Below are 14,068 nucleotides of genomic sequence, written 5' to 3' on the forward strand. Positions count from 1 at the left end.
ATCGCCGCCGCCACCAGTGCGGCGCCCAGGGCGTACGCGGCACCCTCCAGAGGGCCGAAGATGGCACCCGCGGCGAGTGTGATGAAGGTCCGGGGCCCGGTCGAGCACCGCGGCCCGGGCGAAGAGCCGGCGGGCTCGCGGGTCGAAGCCCGGGGGTAGGTCGGTGGTGCCGTCCGGGCGGCGCAGCGCGGCCAACGCGCCGGCCAACTCGGGCCGCCACTGGGCCACGTCGAGACGGGTCAGCGCGGCGGTCGTCTCGGCCAGCGCGGCGGCCAACTCGGCCTCCGCCTCGGCGGCACCGGGCAGGGAGAGTGAGGCGGCCGGCGCGTTGGCCGGCAGCGGGTACACCCGCCAGAGCACCGTCTCGAAACAGTCCCCGGAGCCGGAGGTGTGCATCCGCACCTCAGGGATCAACCCGAGCCCGCCGGCGACCACCGCCTCGCCCGTGACCAGCGCGGCACCGGCGAAGTCGCCAGGGCCGGGCAGCCCTCGGGGATCACCCGGCGCGGGCAGCACCAGGCGGATGTCGTCGGGGGAGAGCTTGGCCAGGGTGGGAAGCGCGGCACTCAGCGGGACGTCGGTCCAGGTGCCGGGGGCGTCCGCAACGAGGTGCTCCTCGTCGCCGGCGATGGCGTCGGCGACCTCGTCGTACGGCACCAACCCAGCGCGCCACGCGCGCACCCAGGCAACGAACCGGCTCGACCGGCGCGGCGCGAGTGTGACCGAGCCCGTTGCGGGGGTGGACATGCCGAAAGGGTACGTGGTCACGACCGGCCCTGTCTCGACTGCCGCTCCGGCTGCCCGGCCTGCCCCGAACTGCCCCCTTCGCCCCACTCCCGACCACCCTCGCCGACCCTCCGCCACTCCGCTGCCCACTGCCCATGTTGATCATGGACTTGTGGTGGCCGATCCCTGGTGGTTCATGACGTTTCGTGAGGCACCACAACTCCATGATCGTCGCGGTGGGGCGGTGGGGCGGTGGGGCGGTGGGGCGGTGGGGCGGTGGGGCGGTGGGGCGGTGGGGCGGTGGGGCGGTGGGGCGGGGCTGTGAGGGGTGGGGCGGTGTGTCGGGGTCGTGGGTGGCGGTGTCGGGGTTAGCGTGATCGACATGGCGGGGCGATACGGCGAGGACGTGTTGGCGGGGGACTGGCGGCGGCGGAAGGTCACCCCCGAGGTGGACGCCGAAGCGGATCTCGTGGTGGAGGACGCCGACTCCGGGTTCTGCGGCGCGGTGGTGGGCTTCGAGGCCGGCGCCGTGGTGCTGGAGGATCGACACGGTAAGCGGCGCAACTTTCCGCTGCTACCGGCGGCGTTCCTGCTCGACGGTCGGCCGGTGACGCTGCGCCGCCCGCCCCGCGCGCCGGTGCCGGCGGCCCGCCGCCGGACCGCGTCCGGTTCGGTGGCGGTGGACAACGTCCGCGCCCAGGTGGCCAAGGCCAGCCGGATCTGGGTGGAGGGCATCCACGACGCCGCGCTGGTCGAGCGGATCTGGGGCGACGACCTGCGGATCGAGGGCGTGGTCGTGGAGCCGTTGGACGGCATCGACGCCCTTGATGCCGAGGTACGCGACTTCGGCCCCGGCCCGACCCGACGACTCGGCGTACTCGTCGACCACCTGGTGCCGGGGAGCAAGGAGAGCCGGATCGTGTCCCGGGTGAACTCGCCGTACGTGCTGGTGACCGGGCACCCCTACGTGGACGTCTGGCAGGCGGTCAAGCCTGCGGCGCTGGGCATCGCGGCGTGGCCGGTGGTTCCGCCGGGGCGGCCGTGGAAGGAGGGGGTCTGCGCGGCCCTCGGGGTGGCCGAGCCGGCCGACATGTGGCGGCACATCCTGTCCCGGGTGAACAGCTTCGCCGACGTGGAGACCCCGTTGATCAACGCCATGGAACGCCTCATCGACTTCGTCACCGAACCGGCCTGACCAGAACGGAATCGCCCGTGCCGTGCCGCGCCGTGCCGCGCCCGCCGCGCAAGATCCGCACAACTTCCGGGATGTAGTGGCCTCGTCGACCCGCGGAGGCCACTACATCCATGATTCTGTGCGGATCTCCCCGCGAAAGTGGGCGAGGCGGATCTCTCCGCGAAAGTGGGCGAGGCGGACCTGCCCGGGAAAGTGGGCGAGCGGTCAGGGTTCCTGGTCGGGGTTGCGGGTGTGGACGAAGGTGGCGATGTCCAGGGCGACCGCCCGGCCCTGCTCGTCGCGTCGTACGGTGAGGATCTCGCCGTCCTGCCCGCCCGCGCGACCCCGCCAACGGTCCGGTCCCTCTGCGACGAAGCGGAGGTCCGGCGCGCCGACCGGGCCGGCGTGCAGGTCGCCGGTGGCGTCCGCGTACACCTCGATCTCGCTGCCCATCCACCACCAGCGGCCGGTCAGTTCGCGCAGTTCGGCGGGCGGGGTGGCGGCGGCCGGCCGCCACGGGGTGACGGGCGCGGGTTCGGCGTCCAGCACCAGCGTGAGCAGTTGTCGGCCGAGCGCGCCGAGGTGGCCGGTACGCAGGCCGTACGAGTTGGCGTAGCCGACCACGGCCGTGCGGGTGGGCCGGTGCACGGCCAGCGATGCGATGTAGCCGGGCATCGAGCCGCCGTGCCCGACGTACACCCGGTTGCCTTCCCGAAAGAGTTCCAGCCCGAGACCGTGCCCGTGGGTCCACGCTTCCAGGTCACTGATCACCACGGGGGAGCACATCTCGGTCAGCGTCTCGGCGGCCAGCACCGACGGGTCGGGGTCGGCCAGGAACGCCGCCCACCGGCCCAGGTCCTCGATCGTCGACCAGAGCTGCCCGGCGGGGGCCATCACCCCGGTGTCGGTGCGGGGTTCCTCGCGCAGCGTGTCGTGCCAGGGGTGGACGACGTAGCCGCGGGCGTACGGCTCGGTGGCCGCGTACGTGGTGCGGCGCATTCCCAGCGGACTGAGGAGCCGTTCGTTGAGCAGGTCGGCCCAGGGCTTCCCGGTGAGTCGTTCGAGCAACCCGCCGAGCAGCCCGTACGCCAGGTTGGAGTAGTGGTACGTGGTGTGCGGTGGGTAGGCGATCTTGTCGGCGGTCAGCCCGGCGAGCAGCGTGGCCAGGTCGGCGCCCTCGGTCCGCTCCCACCAGTCGCCCTCGGGTTCGCGTTGCATGCCGCTGGCGTGCCCGAGCAGTTGGCGCAGGGTGAGCGCGCCCACGTTGGTGCCCGGTAGGTGCCGTTCCAGCGGGTCGTCCACGGCCAGCCGGCCGGCGTCGCGCAACTGCATGATCAGCGTGGCGGTCATCGTCTTGCTGATCGAGCCCAGCCGGTACTGCAGGTCGGCGTCCGGGCGGGGGTGCTCGCCGGCGGCGGCCAGGTGGACCAGCGCGCCGTCGCGGATCACGCCAAGCACCAGAGACGGTGCACGACCGTCGATCTGCGCCTGGGCGACCTGGGTGTCGATCTGTCGGGCGGTCTCGGGCAGGAGGGTCAATGGGATCTCCTCGCTCGGTGGCTCGGGCCGGGCCGCCGAAACGGGGTGTTTTGGCCGGGCCAGGCGTTTCGCCGAGCCTACTGATCATCACGGGTGGGCCGCGCGTGCATTCCCGTGTCACGATCGGGGGGTGGACGCCGTGGTGTGGATCGTATTGGGTGTGGTGCTGGCGGTCGCCGAGATCTTCACGACGACCCTATTTCTGATCATGTTCGGGCTCGGCGCGTTCGCCGCTGCCGGCGCTGCGGCCCTGGGCGCGCCGGTGGCCGTGCAGGCGCTGGTCTTCGCGGTGGTGTCGGCGCTGAGCCTGGTGGTGGCGCGGCCGGTCATGCGGCGGCACCGCCGTTCCGCGCTGGAGAACGGCGAGCAGCCGTTCGGCGTGGAGGCGATCGAGGGCTCCACGGCGCTGGTGCTGGAACGGGTGGACGCCGACCGCGGCCTCGTCAAGATCGACGGAGAGCTGTGGACCGCCCGGGCGTACGACACGACGCAGACTTTCGAACCTGGTCAACGGGTTCGGGTGATAAAGGTCCGGGGCGCGACCGCCCTGGTCTGGCAGGACGATGTTTCTTCCGCCGGCGAGCTGCCGGAAGCGAGAGGGTGAACTGGATGACGATCATAGGGGTGCTGGTGATCGCGGTGGCGCTGATCGCCGTGGTGACGCTGGCCAAGGCGGTACGGATCGTGCCGCAGCAACGCCAGGATGTGGTGGAACGGCTCGGCAAGTACAAGCGCACCCTCAGCCCCGGCCTCAACCTGCTGGTGCCGTTCGTCGACGCGGTGCGTACCAAGGTCGACATGCGGGAGCAGGTGGTCAGCTTCCCGCCGCAGCCGGTGATCACCTCGGACAACCTGGTGGTCTCGATCGACACGGTCCTCTACTTCAAGGTGGTCGACTCGGTTCGTGCCACCTACGAGATCTCCAGCTTCCTGCAGGCGATCGAGCAGCTGACCGTCACCACGCTGCGTAACGTGATCGGCTCGTTGGACCTGGAGCGCGCGTTGACCAGCCGGGACGAGATCAACCGGCACCTCTCCGGCGTGCTGGACGAGACCACCGGCCGCTGGGGCATCAAGGTGACCCGGGTCGAGATCAAGGCGATCGAGCCGCCGGCCAGCATCCGTGACTCGATGGAGAAGCAGATGCGCGCCGAGCGGGACCGTCGCGCGGCGATCCTCACCGCCGAGGGCCACAAGCAGTCGGTGATCCTCACCGCCGAGGGTGACAAGCAGTCGGCGGTGCTGCGGGCCGACGGTGACCGGCAGGCCCAGATCCTGCAGGCCGAGGGTCAGGCGAAGGCGATTCGGACGGTCTTCGACGCGATCCACCAGGCGAACCCGAGCCAGAAGGTGCTCGCCTACCAGTACCTGCAGGCCCTGCCGCAGATCGCCCAGGGCAGCGCCAACAAGGTGTGGATCGTCCCGGCCGAGCTGACCAAGGCCCTGGAGGGCATGGGTGGCGCGCTCGGCGGGCTGAGCCAGATGGTGGGCGACCTGCCCGCACCGGAGGCGGCCGAACACGCGAGCCAGGTTCAGCGCGAGGCCGCGGAGGCGGCGCAGGCTGCGGCGGATGCCGCCCAGCAGATCCACGACGAGGTACGCGTCGCCGAGGCGCAGGCCACCGGTGGCAACAAGCCGCAGGGGCTGCCGGCACCGGAGCCGGTCTCTCCGGCCAGTCTGGTGGAGGACCCGGCCGACCAGCGCGAGCGCGGCTGATCCAGTACACCGGCCGCGCGGCCGGGTAAATACGAGAAAGACTCATGGGGCGCTCCGACGCCTGCCACGATCGGTCCTAGGACGGGTGGTGACCAGGCAATCGGGGCGCCCCGGCGCGTCTCGCACCGCTCGTGGACGAGCGAGGTGACGCATGAAGGATCCGGCGAATCGGATGTGGTCCTCCGCCCCGGTGCCCGGCGCGCACGACCCGGCCGGCCCACTGGGCTCCCGACGGGCCGGCGGAGGGTTCGGCGTACTGCCATTCGTGGGCGAACCGACCCCGGCCGGACCGGCAACGAACGCCAGTTGGGCCTGGTCGATACGCCGGTTCGCGCGGGCGGCGGTGTGGCTGCTGCCCGCGTACGCCATCCTCTACGGCGTGGTGGCGATGGCCAGCGACGGCGGGGTGGGCAACGACCCCTACCCGGCCGACGGTCGGGCCGCGTACCTGATCGGTTGGGTGGCCGCCGTCTGGCTCGGCCTGCTCGCGCTGCTGGCCCTCACCGGGCTGCTGGCCGCGACCCGCAGCCGTCGGATCGCCGCCGCCGGGCTGCTGGTCAGCATCGCCGGCACCGTGCTGATGCTGCCCTTCGCCGGGCTCGCCGAGCAGACGCCGGTCTTCGGCACCACCGCGCGTTCGCTGGTCCTGCTCGGTGCGACCTTCTACAGCGTGGGCTGGTTCCTCACCGGGTGGGCGGTTGCCCGTTCGGGCACGTTCAGCCTCGGCGACGGCGTCATGCTGATCATCGCCGCGCCGCTGCTCGGCCTGGGTGGCGCCCTGATCGGCTCGCTGCAGACCTTCGGCGCGATCTTCGTGCTGATCGCCGGCATCGGCATCGGCTACCGCTCCGGTCGCCTGATGCCCCGCGAAACGGCCCGCGACGCAGCCAGCGCCAGCCTCTCCACCCCAAACCCCTAAACCACCGCACCCCACCCCGGCCCGCGCCCACCCGGACCCCGTTGATCATGAAGTTATTGCCACGACACGCCGAGGCCGAGGGCAATAACTTCATGATCAACGGGGTCCAGCGTGCCGGGGCTGGGGGAGGGGGTTTGGTGGGAGTTGGCTGGTGGGGGGTCGTGAAGTTGCTGACAATCTCGGGCTGAGGGTGGTGGGTTGGCGGCTTTCGTGGCAATCCTGGGGAGCATGGCCGCCTCTCGCTCGCCGCTGTCGCGGCTGTTCACCGTGCTGCTCGCCGGCTTGCTGGCCGGGCTCGTGCTGGCAGTCGCCGCATTGCCGGGCAACCTGCTGCTCGGGTTCGCCGCCCGCTCGGCGGTCGAGTCGTACGCCGCGTTGCCCGCCTCGCTGCGCACCCCGACGACCCCGCAGCGGTCGTACCTCTACGCCAACGACGGCAAGACGCTGATCACCACGTTCTACGAGGTGAACCGCACCGACGTCGCGTTGGCCGACGTCGCCCCGGTGATGCGGCAGGCGATCGTGGCGGCCGAGGACCGGCGCTTCTACGACCACGGCGGCGCCGACCTGCGCGGCCTGGCCCGGGCGCTGGTGGCCAATGTCAAGGGCGGCGGCACCGAGCAGGGCGGCTCGACGCTGACCATGCAGTACGTCCGTAACGTCCTCAAGACCGACCCCACACGCACCGCCGAGGAGCGCGCCGCCGCCACCGACCCCACCATCGGGCGCAAGATCCAGGAGATCCGGTACGCGAGCGCGCTGGACAAGAGCCTCGGTAAGGACGAGATCCTCGACCGGTACCTGAACATCGCCTACTTCGGCTCCGGCGCGTACGGGATCGCGGCGGCCAGCCAGCGTTACTTCGGCAAGGCTCCGGCCAAGCTGACCCTCGCCGAGTCGGCCCTGCTCGCCGGCCTGGTGCAGTCCCCGGACGCGTACAGCCCGATCGGCGGGGACAAGGACGCGGCGCTGGCCCGCCGGTCGTACGTGCTGGACTCGATGGTCGCCACCGGTGCGGTCACCGCCGAGCAGGCGGCCCAGGCGAAGACGGAGCCGTTGGCCCTGCACCCCACCGCCCAGCCCAACGGTTGCACCGCCGTCTCCCAGGGCCACGACGACTGGGGCTACTTCTGCGACTACCTGCGCCAGTGGTGGCTGACCCAGCCGGCGTTCGGGGCCACGGTCGCGGAACGCGAGCAGGCCCTGCGCTCGGGTGGCTACACCGTGGTCACCTCGCTGGACCCGAAGGTCCAGGCCACTGCGCAGCAGCAGGCCACCAAGGTCTATGGGTACGACAACAAGCGCGCCCTGCCGATCGCGGCGGTCCAGCCGGGCACCGGGCAGGTCCTCGCGATGGCGGTCAACCGGCACTACAGCCTCGCCGACAACCCGAATGGGCAGGCCAACTACCCGAACACCGTCAACCCGCTGATCTCCGGCGGGGCCAGCGTCGACGGGTACCAGGCGGGTTCGACGTTCAAGCTGTTCACCATGCTCGCCGCGCTGGAGTCGGGCCGTACCCTCTCCACCGGTTTCGACGCGCCCGCCAAGCTACCCACCCGGTACGCCGCCGAGGGCGCCGGTAGCTGTGACGGTCGCTGGTGCCCGGCGAACGCCAACCCGGCCTGGATGGACGGGTACCGGATGATGTGGGACGGCTTCGGCCGCTCGGTGAACACCTACTTCGTCTGGCTGGCCGAGCAGGTCGGCCAGGACAAGGTGGTGGAGATGGCGCAGCGGCTCGGCATCACCTTCCGCGCCGACTCGGACGCTGCCTTCGCCAAGGACAACGCCGCGAACTGGGGTTCGTTCACCCTCGGCGTGGCCGCCACCACCCCGCTGGACCTGGCCAACGCGTACGCCACGGTGGCGGCCGAGGGCACCTACTGCACACCGGTGCCGGTGGTCTCGGTGACCGCAGCGAACGGCGAGAAGGTGCCGGTCGGGCAGCCGTCCTGCAAGCGGGTCCTCGACGTCGACGTCGCCCGCGCCGCGACCGATGCCGCTCGCTGCCCGGTGGGCCAGCAGTCGGCGTACGGGCAGTGCAACGGCGGCACCGCCACCGGTGTGAACAGCATGCTCGACGGCCGGCCGGTGGCCGGTAAGACGGGTAGCTCGGAGGAGAACTCCACCGAGACCTTCGTCGGTTTCACCCCGCAGGTCGCGGTGGCCGGCATCGCCGCCAACCCGGACGACCCGGCCGACTCGGTGGGCTCCGCGGTGCAGGCCAAGGTCATCGACGCGGTGGCCCGGGTCATCGCCACCGCCGTCAAGGGTCAGCCGGAGAAGGCGTTCGTCGCGCCCAGCCGCGAGTTGGCCGGCGAACCCCGCCGCCCCGTAGAACGCCCCGCCGTCCCCGACCGCGAGCCCACCCAGGATCCCCGCTCGACCCTGCAACGCTGGCTAGACCGCCGAGGCTGACCCCTCGTACCCCCGCGATCTTGCACTTTCGGTCGCCGACTTGCCCCGCTTGCTCCTTCTGCCGGGGCAGGGAAGTGCAAGATCGCGGGGTGAAGGAGGGGGTTAGCGCTCGCGGCGGCGGGGGCGGTAGCTGCTGATCGTCGCGGGTAGGCCGCGGCGGATTATTCCCGCCCAGTCGGTGTCGCCGCGTAGGACCGCCGCCGCGGTCTTGCGGGCCTGCGCGGCGGTGAAGTGCGGCGGCAGCATCAGCTCGGCCGGGTCGACGAGGGCGTTGATGACCACCGGTCGGTCGGCGGCGAGCGCCCGGTCCCAGACACCGGGCACCTGTTCGGGCGAGTCGACCAGTTCACCGTGCAGCCCGAGCACCTGCGCCCACTGGTGGTAGGCGATGTCCGGCAACTGCTGGCTGTCCGGGAACATCGGCGTCCCCTCCGTGGAGCGCTGTTCCCAGCTGACGAACGCCAGATCCCGGTTGTTGAGCACCAGCACCACGAATCGCGGATCGGCCCAGCTGCGCCAGTACTTGGCGACGGTGATCAGCTCGTTGACGCCGTTCATCTGCATGGCGCCGTCGCCGATCAGCGCGACGAGCGGTCGGTCCGGGTGGGCGAACTTGGCGCTCAGCGAGTACGGCATGGCGCCGCCCATGGACAGCAGCGTGCCGGACAGGCTGGCCAGCATCCCGGGGCGGACCTGTACGTGGCGGGCATACCAGGCGGTGGTGGTGCCGCAGTCCACGGCGAGCATCACGTCGTCGGGCAGCCGCTCATTGAGGGTGTGGAAGAGCAGTTGTGGGTTGACCGGGTCGGCGGTCTGCTCGGCCAGGTCGCGCTGCACGCGGCGCCACGCCGAGGTGGCCTCCGCGATCTCCGCCCGCCAGGCGGTCGGCCCGGGGCCGGGGCCCAGCTCGCGCAGCAGCGCCCGCAGCGTGGGGCGGGCGTCGCCGGTCAGGTTCACCTCTGTCGGGTACCGCAGCCCGAGCTGAGTGCCGTCCAGGTCGATCTGCACAGCCCGGGCCTTGCCGGGCGGCGGGTAGAACTCCGAGTACGGCATGTTGCTGCCCACGATCAGCAGGCGGTCGCACCCGGTCATCAGCTGCCAGCTGGGCCGGGTGCCGAGCAGCCCGATCGCACCGGTGACCCAGGGCTCCCGGTGGTCGACGGCGGTGAAGCCGAGCAGTGCGGTGGCGACTCCGGCACCGAGCCGATGGGCGATCTCACGGACCTCGTCCTGCGCGCCGAGCGCACCCTGCCCGACCAGCATGGCCACCCGCTGCCCGCCGCCGAGCACCTCGGCGGCCCGGCGTACGTCCGCCTCCGGCGGCACTGTCGGCGTGCTGCTCGGTACGTTGCTGGTCTGGTAGTAGCCGTGCGCGTGCGGCGGGTCCGGGATCGCCGGCTCGTCCTGGAGGTCCAGCGGAAGGACCAGGGCGGTGACGGTACGCCGGGCCAGCGCTGTGCGGCACGCCCGGTCGACCAGGTGGCGTACCTGCGCGGGGTGGTCGAGTTGGGCGAGGAACGCCGCCGCCACGTCCTTGTAGAGGGCGAGCAGGTCGACCTCCTGGTAGTAGCCGCCGCCCTCGGCGGTGACCGCGGTGTGCCCGACCAGGGCGACGACCGGCTGGTGGTCGAGTTTGGCGTCGTACAGGCCGTTGAGCAGGTGAATGGCGCCCGGCCCGCTGGTCACCAGGGCGCAGCCGAGCGGCCCGCCGCCGTACTTGACGTGCGCGGACGCCGCGAAGCCGGCGGTTTCCTCGTGCCGTACCTGGATGAACTGGGCCTGCCCGTTGGTGCGTTGCAGCGCGGAGGTGAGGCCGTTGATCCCGTCGCCGGGATAGCCGAAGTAGCGGTGCACGCCCCAGCTGAACAGTCGGGACACGATGTGGTCCGCGACGGTCGGGTGTCGGGGCAGGGTGCCTGGTTCGCCCGGTACAGCGTGGTCTGAGCTCACCTGGCTGGTCCTTCCCGTCGGGTCCGATACTCTGCCGGCCATTCCCCTTCTTCTTCGGACAAAACACCTCGTAGGGCGGGCAATGGAGGGCGACACTCGTCGTCCGGCAGAATCGTCGGGTGCCCGTCCACCAGATCACCGACCCCGACGACGACCGGATCGCCGACTACCGGGCGCTCACCGACGTCGAGCTGCGCACCCGCTGGGAGCCGCCGCACGGCCTGTTCATCGCCGAGGGGGAGCTGGTGCTGCGCCGGGCGCTGCGTGCCGGCTACCCCGCCCGGTCGTACCTGGTCGACGCCAAGCGGATCGACCAACTCGCCGACCTGGACACCGGCGACGCGCCGGTCTACGCGGCAACGCAGGACGTGCTGCAACGGGCCACCGGCTTCCACGTACACCGGGGGGTGCTTGCCTCGTTCCACCGCCAGCCGCTGCCGACGGCGGCCGAGGTGCTCGCCGCCGCGCGCCGGGTGGTGATCCTGGAGGACGTCAACAACCACACCAACCTCGGCGCGATCTTCCGGGCCGTGGCGGCACTCGGGGTGGACGCGGTGCTCCTCTCGCCGAGCTGCGCCGACCCCCTCTACCGACGCAGCGTCCGGGTCAGCATGGGCGAGGTGTTCGCCGTGCCGTACGCGAAGCTGGACCCCTGGCCGGACGCACTCGCCGACGTCCAGGCGGCCGGGTTCACCGTGTTGGCGATGACCCCGGCGCCGGACGCGGTGCCGATCCAGCGCCTCGACGCGACCCAGCGGGCCCGCTCCGCGCTGCTGCTCGGTGCCGAGGGCGCCGGGCTGACCCGGGCCGCGATGGACGCCGCCGACGCCCGGGTGGTCATCCCGATGCGCCGGGGCGTCGACTCGCTCAACGTGGCCGCCGCCACCGCCGTGGCCTGCTGGGAGCTGAGTCGCGACGACCCGTGGTGAGGGCGGACGCCCCCACCACGGCGGCCGTCACGCGAGGTACGTCGACCAGAGGTTGTGCGTCGGCCAGCTCGTCACCGCGCGCGACGCTGCCCAGAGCGCGGAGTCGATGTCGCCGTAGGTCAGCCCGGATTCGTCGTCGCGCCGGTTGAACACCGCCGCCCAGCTCAGCCCGTGGTAGGTGCGCACGACGATGCTGTACGTGCCCGGCAGGCTGCCGGTGTGCCAGGTGTTGCGTCCGGTGCCGCCGGTCGTCACCGGGCGGACCTGCCAGCCGAGGCCGTAGTACCAGCCGTTGTCGTTGACGCCGGTCGGGCTCGGCACCGCCCAGAATCGGCCCAGCGAGGTGCTGTTCAGAATCGGGCTGCCGGTGTCGAAGGCCGACGCCCAGCGCGCCAGGTCCACGGCCGACGCGATCCAACCGCCGTTGGCGTCGTGCAGGCGCATGCTGAACGAGCCGTACGGAGAGGCCACGGTAGCCCCGGAGTTGTCCAGCACGGTCGTGCCCGTGTACTGCGATTCGTACCCGACCTCACCGCTGTGCCGGGCGACCGACCACCCGTTCGCCATCCGGGTGATGCCCATCGGTGCCAGCAGCTTCTGCCGCACGTACGTCTCGTAGGGCTGGCCGGACACCGCCTCGATGACCCGCCCGGCCAGCAGGTAGCCGTAGTTGCTGTACGACACGTACGAGCCCGGGTCGTGGCTGAGTGGCTGGCCGGACATGAACCGGATCACGTCGGCGTGGGTCAGCTCCAGCGGTACGCCGAGCGACCGGGCGATGACCAGGTCCTTGGCCACCGGGTCGAACCTGGTCAGGTCCCGGTCCCAGCCCCCGGTGTGCTGGAGGATGCGCCACAGGCTGACCTGGGCCAGCCGGGGGTCCGCCGCCTGACCGGCCGGCGCGGTGAGGTTGAGGTACTTGCCGATCGGGTCGCCGAGGCTGAGCTTGCCGTCCTGGGCGAGCCGGACCAGCGCCGCCGCGGTCAGCGATTTCGACAGGCTGGCCACCCGGAACAGCGAGGTCGGCTGAATCGTCTCCGGCGAGTCGTTGCCGTAGCCCCGGGCCAGCACCAGCCGGCCCTTGTACGTCACGGCGAGCTGCCCGGCGGAGATGTGCCGGGCCTGCATGAAGGTCCTCATGGCGTTGTCGAACGGGTGCAGCGCAGTGGCCGTCGTGCCGGTGGCCGCCCAGATGGGCACCAACGCGGCCTGGGCGCGCGTACCGCCCAGCGCACCGGCGGCGAGCGTTCCCGCGCCCGCCGCCCCCACCAGCTTGCCGAAGGACCGCCTGCTGACTCGCGTCCTGTTCATGCCTCCCCCTCCCAAAGATCACGATCAGCGAAGGCTAGTTGATGTGATCTTGCGATGGTGTCCCGCAGCGGGAGGTGTCGAGTTCCGGCGTCACGGACGGTAGCGTGTCGGCCGTGTTCCCTACCGTCCGTGAGGTCCTCGCCCTGGACCCGGTCCGCCACGGTGCGCCACGCGTGGTCGCCGGGGACGCCGGCCTGGACCGGCCGGTCCGCTGGGTGCACGTCGCCGAGGTCCCGGACATCGCGACCCTGCTCGGCGGCGGCGAACTGGTGCTCACCACCGGCATCGGCCTGCCCGGGGACGACGCGGGGCTGCGCGCGTTCATCGGGGACCTGGCCGACGTCGGCGTCTCCGGACTCGTCGTCGAGCTGGGCCGCCGCTACGTCGGCGGGGTGCCCCGGGTGATGGTCGCCGCCGCCGAGCGGCGCGGGCTGCCCCTCGTGGAGCTGCGCCGGGCCACCCCCTTCGTACGAATCACCGAGGCGGTCCACGCGCTGATCGTCGACGCGCAGCTCACCGAACTGCGCGCCACCGAGGAGATCCACCAGCGCTTCACCGACCTGTCCGTCGAGGGCGCCGACGCCGCCGAGGTGATCCGGCAGGCCGCCGAGCTGTCCGGTTGCCCGGTGGTGCTGGAGAACCTGTCCCGGCAGGTGCTGGGGTACGACCCGGCGGGGGAGAGCGCCGAGCTGCTGCTCGACGGCTGGGAGCAGCACTCCCGGCGGATCCGCCCGGCCGGGCGGACCGCGTACGACCTGGACAGCGGCTGGTTGGTGACGGTCGTCGGCGCCCGGGGGCAGGACTGGGGGCGGCTGCTGCTGCGCTGGCCCGCCAGCGGAGAGGTTGCCACGCGCCGGGCCAGCGAGCCGACCACGCCGGACGCCGGACCACCCACCCGGCTCACCATCCTGATCGAGCGGGCCGCGTCCACCCTCGCGCTGGGCCGGCTGATCCGCCGTGACGCCGAAGGGCTGGAACGGCAGATCCACCGCACCCTGCTCACCGCACTCCTCGACCACTCCCGACCGGTGGACGAGGTCGCGTTGCGGGCCAAGGCGCTCGGCGTGGTGCTCGACCGCCGGCACCTGGTTGGCGTGATGGTCCGACACCGGGCTGAGGACCCGGTCGGGGAGGGCGGCCCGGAGGCGGGTCAGGCCCGGCTGCGGGACCTGTCCGAGGCGGTCGGCCAGGCGCTGCGGGAGGCGAAGCTGACCGCACTGACCAGCGCGGTCGACGACAACTCGGTAGGCGCCCTGTTGGCCCTGCCCGATCAGGCCGCCGAGGACCGCGCGCTGTCCGCGTTCGCCAGCGCACTACGTCGGGTACGCCTCGACGCCGGCACCGGTCGGGCAACGTCCGGCGCCGAGGCGTCCCAGGCGGTCT

The 14,068-nt window shown here is 71.9% G+C and carries 11 protein-coding genes; 7 read left to right on the forward strand and 4 right to left on the reverse strand.

The window, feature by feature from the left end; all coding sequences use genetic code 11:
• On the reverse strand, positions 1-747 hold a 747-nt coding region (locus ABZT18_RS16630), incomplete at its 3' end, for a hypothetical protein (RefSeq protein ID WP_355251609.1).
• Between the two features lie 361 nt (positions 748-1,108).
• Here ABZT18_RS16630 and ABZT18_RS16635 point away from each other — a divergent pair.
• Positions 1,109-1,921: a DUF3097 domain-containing protein gene (locus tag ABZT18_RS16635; protein ID WP_354997827.1), complete on the forward strand. Its 813-nt coding sequence runs from the start codon at positions 1,109-1,111 to the stop codon at positions 1,919-1,921.
• Positions 1,922-2,125: 204 nt separating this feature from the next.
• Here ABZT18_RS16635 and ABZT18_RS16640 read toward each other — a convergent pair whose 3' ends face one another.
• Positions 2,126-3,439, reverse strand: coding sequence for a serine hydrolase domain-containing protein (locus ABZT18_RS16640; RefSeq protein ID WP_355251612.1), 1,314 nt, complete (start codon positions 3,437-3,439; stop codon positions 2,126-2,128).
• A gap of 130 nt (positions 3,440-3,569) precedes the next feature.
• On the opposite strand from ABZT18_RS16640, the gene ABZT18_RS16645 reads away from it, so the two are divergent.
• The 4 genes from ABZT18_RS16645 to ABZT18_RS16660 all read left to right on the forward strand — a co-directional run bounded on the left by ABZT18_RS16645 (position 3,570) and on the right by ABZT18_RS16660 (position 8,495).
• Entirely contained in the window at positions 3,570-4,043 is a 474-nt protein-coding gene (locus ABZT18_RS16645; RefSeq protein WP_355251615.1) for an NfeD family protein, read from the forward strand.
• 5 nt (positions 4,044-4,048) lie between these two features.
• Positions 4,049-5,155 carry an SPFH domain-containing protein gene (locus ABZT18_RS16650; protein ID WP_354997830.1) on the forward strand — a complete coding sequence of 369 codons (1,107 nt, stop codon included), beginning with the start codon at positions 4,049-4,051 and terminating at the stop codon, positions 5,153-5,155.
• Between the two features lie 151 nt (positions 5,156-5,306).
• Positions 5,307-6,074, forward strand: coding sequence for a hypothetical protein (locus ABZT18_RS16655; protein WP_355251618.1), 768 nt, complete (start codon positions 5,307-5,309; stop codon positions 6,072-6,074).
• 228 nt (positions 6,075-6,302) lie between these two features.
• The gene (locus tag ABZT18_RS16660; protein WP_355251621.1) at positions 6,303-8,495 is read left to right on the forward strand and encodes a transglycosylase domain-containing protein; all 2,193 of its coding nucleotides are present in this window, start codon (positions 6,303-6,305) and stop codon (positions 8,493-8,495) included.
• Between the two features lie 102 nt (positions 8,496-8,597).
• Here ABZT18_RS16660 and ABZT18_RS16665 read toward each other — a convergent pair whose 3' ends face one another.
• On the reverse strand, positions 8,598-10,445 hold the full coding sequence (locus tag ABZT18_RS16665; protein WP_355251624.1) for a thiamine pyrophosphate-requiring protein: 1,848 nt from the start codon (positions 10,443-10,445) through the stop codon (positions 8,598-8,600).
• 119 nt (positions 10,446-10,564) lie between these two features.
• On the opposite strand from ABZT18_RS16665, the gene ABZT18_RS16670 reads away from it, so the two are divergent.
• A complete protein-coding gene (locus ABZT18_RS16670; protein ID WP_355251627.1) occupies positions 10,565-11,374 on the forward strand; it encodes an RNA methyltransferase in 810 nt (269 codons plus the stop codon).
• 27 nt (positions 11,375-11,401) lie between these two features.
• Here ABZT18_RS16670 and ABZT18_RS16675 read toward each other — a convergent pair whose 3' ends face one another.
• Complete coding sequence (locus ABZT18_RS16675) at positions 11,402-12,685, reverse strand: serine hydrolase domain-containing protein (RefSeq protein ID WP_355251630.1); 1,284 nt, start codon at positions 12,683-12,685, stop codon at positions 11,402-11,404.
• A gap of 104 nt (positions 12,686-12,789) precedes the next feature.
• Between ABZT18_RS16675 and ABZT18_RS16680 the strand changes: the two genes are divergently transcribed.
• On the forward strand, positions 12,790-14,068 hold a 1,279-nt coding region (locus ABZT18_RS16680; RefSeq protein WP_355251633.1), incomplete at its 3' end, for a PucR family transcriptional regulator ligand-binding domain-containing protein.

It is taken from the genome of Micromonospora sp. NPDC005291 (assembly GCF_040607415.1).
Taxonomy (GTDB): domain Bacteria; phylum Actinomycetota; class Actinomycetes; order Mycobacteriales; family Micromonosporaceae; genus Micromonospora.

Excerpts from the sequence above, each read along its gene's own strand:
- ABZT18_RS16635 (WP_354997827.1), top strand. The coding sequence starts at position 1,109 with ATGGCGGGGCGATACGGCGAGGACGTGTTGGCGGGGGACTGGCGGCGG.
- ABZT18_RS16650 (WP_354997830.1), top strand. The coding sequence starts at position 4,049 with ATGACGATCATAGGGGTGCTGGTGATCGCGGTGGCGCTGATCGCCGTG.
- ABZT18_RS16655 (WP_355251618.1), top strand. The coding sequence starts at position 5,307 with ATGAAGGATCCGGCGAATCGGATGTGGTCCTCCGCCCCGGTGCCCGGC.
- ABZT18_RS16660 (WP_355251621.1), top strand. The coding sequence starts at position 6,303 with ATGGCCGCCTCTCGCTCGCCGCTGTCGCGGCTGTTCACCGTGCTGCTC.
- ABZT18_RS16675 (WP_355251630.1), bottom strand. The coding sequence starts at position 12,685 with ATGAACAGGACGCGAGTCAGCAGGCGGTCCTTCGGCAAGCTGGTGGGG.